The sequence below is a fragment of the Streptomyces sp. NPDC007162 genome, from assembly GCF_040634175.1.
Lineage (GTDB): Bacteria > Actinomycetota > Actinomycetes > Streptomycetales > Streptomycetaceae > Streptomyces.
Genome location: NZ_JBEYFC010000740.1, coordinates 1 through 3,510, shown reverse-complemented (window position 1 = coordinate 3,510; position 3,510 = coordinate 1). Strand labels below are relative to the sequence as shown.

1 protein-coding gene is annotated in these 3,510 nt (G+C 72.2%); it reads left to right on the top strand.

Translation table 11 applies throughout. The features are described 5' to 3' along the window. Positions 1 to 12: 12 nt before the first annotated feature. Positions 13 to 3,510: SDR family NAD(P)-dependent oxidoreductase (locus ABZ646_RS43135; protein ID WP_360532248.1), on the top strand; the 3,498-nt coding region annotated here is incomplete at its 3' end.

Here is a 3,510-nt window from a genome sequence, read left to right as displayed (position 1 = left end):
CGGAGCAGGGCGATCGCGGAGCATCTGACCGGTGGCGGCATGATGGCGTTGTCGGTGCCGGCCGCGGTGGCGCGGGACTTGATCGCGGACCGGCCGGGGCTGTCTTTGGCGGTCATCAACGGTCCTGGGGCCACGGTGGTCTCGGGTGAGGCTGCGGCGCTTGACCGGTTGCGGGCGTTCTGTGACGAGCACGGGATCCAGGCGCGGCGGATTGCCGTGGACTATGCCTCGCATTCGGTGCTGGTGGAACAGATCCGGGACCGGTTGCTGACGGACCTGGCTGCCATCACCCCGCAGACATCGGAGGTGCCGGTCGTCTCGTCGGTGACCGGTGAGCTGATGGACACGGTGGGCTGGGACGCCGAGTACTGGTTCCGGAACCTGCGGAACACGGTGCTGTTCGAACAGGCGCTGACGGCCGCGAGCGCGGACGTCGTGGTGGAAGTCAGCCCGCACCCGGTCCTGCTGCCTGTCATCCAGGACACCGTCCCGGTGGTCGGCACGCTTCGGCGCGGTGAGGGCAATCTCCGGCAAGTCATGTCGGCCGTGGCGCAGGCCTTCGCGTACGGCATCGCGGTGGACTGGTCCGCGGTGTTCGCCGGCCGCGGTGCCGAGCGGGTCGCCCTCCCGACGTACGCCTTCCAGCATCAGCGCTTCTGGCCCACCCCCTCCACCGCACCCGCCGACGTGACCGCGGCCGGCCTCAGTGCCGCGGAACACCCGCTGCTGGGGGCCATGCTGACGCTGCCGCAGACCGATGGCGTGGTCTTCACCAGCCGGCTGTCGTTGCGGACCCACCCGTGGCTGGCCGCTCCCGCCGGTGAGGACGTGGCCGTCTTCCCCGCCACGGGCTGGGTCGAGCTTGCACTGCGCGCCGGTGACAGCGTGGGCTCCGACCGGATCGACGAGTTGGTCGTGGAGGCGCCGCTGGCGCTGCCCGCCCAGGGCGGTGTGCAGCTGCAGGTAGTCGTCGGCGCGCCCGGGCCCGGCACGTCGCGCCGGACGGTCACGGTGCACGCCCGGCCCGACGGTCAGGACGAATGGACTCGACTCGTCTCCGGCGTGCTGAGCGCCGGCGGTGTACGGGAAACAGGGGCGTGGGGGGACGGCTGGCCGGCGCCGGGCGCGACAGAGCTGGACGTCGAATCCCAGCCCGGCCTGGTCCACGCCTGGCAGTTGGGCGACCAGATCTTCGCCGAGGTCGAGGTGCCCGGCTCGGCCGGTGCGGAGGCGTTCGGTCTCCACCCGGCCTTGCTCGACGCCGCGCTGCGGGCCGCGGCCTTCGACGGGGTGCCGTCCGAGTTCACCGACGTGGTCCTGCATGCCCGCGGCGCCGAGCGGCTGCGTGTCGTTCTCACCCGCACCGCGCCCACCGAGGCGGCGGTGGAGGCCGCCGACAGCACAGGAGCGCCGGTCCTGACGATCGGATCGGTCGCGATGCGGCCGCTCACCGCCGAAACACTGACCATCGGTACGGGCGACGCGGCGCTGCTGACGTGGGAGTGGATCGATGTTCCCGTCCCGTCGGCCGCCCCGATCGACGACTGGACAGCGGTCGGCCAGCACGGTTTCACGCGGCGGTCCGGCACACCGCAAGCGGTCGTGCTCAGCGTTTCCGGCGATGGGGAACCGGTTCCAACAGCGGTCCATGAGCTGACCGGCTGGGTGCTGGAGCAGTTGCAGCATCAGCTGAACGAGGGCACGGCCCCGCTGGTCGTGGTCACGCAGGGTGCGGTGGCGCCCGTGGTGACCGACGTGGCCGCGGCGGCCGTGTGGGGCCTGGTGCGCTCGGCGCAGTCCGAGAACCCGGGCCGGATCGTGCTGTTGGACACCGACGCCGAGGTCGACGGCGCACTGCTGGGCCGCGTCCTGGCCGCCGGCGAGCCGCAACTGGTCCTACGCGACGGAACCTGGCGCGCCGCCCGCCTGGCCCGTGCCACCGCGGAGTCCTCGCCGACTCCCGAGGTGACCGGGACGGTCCTGGTCACCGGCGGCACCGGCGGCCTGGGCGGGCTGATCGCACGGCACCTCGTCGTCGCGTACGGCGTCCGCGACCTGGTGCTGCTGAGCCGACGTGGCCCGGACGCGCCGGGGGCCGCCGTCCTGGTGGCCGACCTGGAAGAGCACGGCGCCACGGTGAAAGTCGTGGCCTGCGACGTTGCCGATCGGGCGGCCCTGGCGGACGTGCTGGCTGCCCACACCATCGGTGGCGTGGTCCACGCGGCGGGCATCCTCGACGACGGCGTCATCAACACCCTGACACGGGAGCAGCTCAACCGCGTCCTGGCCCCGAAGGCGGACGCCGCCTGGCACCTGCACGAGCTGACCCGGGAACTCGACCTCTCCCTGTTCGTGATGTTCTCCTCCGTCGCGGGACTCATCGGCAGCGGCGGCCAGGGCAACTACGCCGCCGGAAACGCCTTCCTCGACGCGCTGATGCAGCTCCGCCGTCACGACGGCCTGCCCGGTCTCGCCCTGGCGTGGGGCCCTTGGACCGACGAACTCGGCCTCACCGGCGGCCTGTCCGGTGCCGACCTCCGGCGGATCGCCCGCTCGGCCACGCCGCCGCTCGCGGTGGACCAGGGGCTCGCCCTCTTCGACCGGGCACTGCGCAGCGATCGTCCCCTGCTGGCGCTGACCCGCTTCAACCCCCGGGCGATGCGAGCGCAGGGCGAGGTGCCACCGCTGTGGCGCACCCTGGTGGGTGGCACCGTGCGCCGCACCGCGGACAACAGTGGCAGCAGTCGTGACGGGCTCCAGGAACGGCTCGCGGGCCTCTCCGGCGACCAGGCCCGGGCCTTGCTGGTCGAGCTGGTCGGTGACGCGGCCGCGACCGTGCTGGGGCACGCCTCCGGCACGCGGATCAACACCGGGCAGCCCTTCAAGCAGCTCGGCTTCGACTCGCTGACCGCGGTCGAGCTGCGGAACCTGCTGCAGTCCAGGACGGGACGGCCGCTGCCCTCGAGCGTGGTCTTCGACTACCCGACGGTCACCCGGCTGGCCGCCTTCCTGGCCGGTGAGATCGCTCCCGTCCGGGCTGCCGCGCCGCTGCCGGTTCCGCTCGCCGACGACCCGGTCGTGCTGGTCGGCATGGCCTGCCGTTACCCGGGTGGTGTCACGGGTCCGGACGAGTTGTGGGACCTGGTGGCGGCCGGGGTGGACGGGATCACGCCGTTCCCGGCCGATCGCGGCTGGGATCTGGATGCGCTGCTGGGATCCGGAAAAACGGGTTCCGGATCCTCGGCAACCGGCGAGGGTGGCTTTGTCGAGGATGTCGATGGCTTCGATGCGGCGTTCTTCCGTATCTCGCCGCGCGAGGCGCGTGCCACTGATCCGCAGCAGCGTTTGCTGCTGGAAGTGTCGTGGGAGGCGCTGGAACGGGCGGGAATCGATCCCCACTCTCTGGCCGGCAGCCCCACCGGCGTGTTCGCCGGTGTCTACTCCTCCGGGTACGCCGATCTTGTCGCCCGTGGTGGGGAGCAGTTGCAGGGTCACCAGATCACGGGTGGC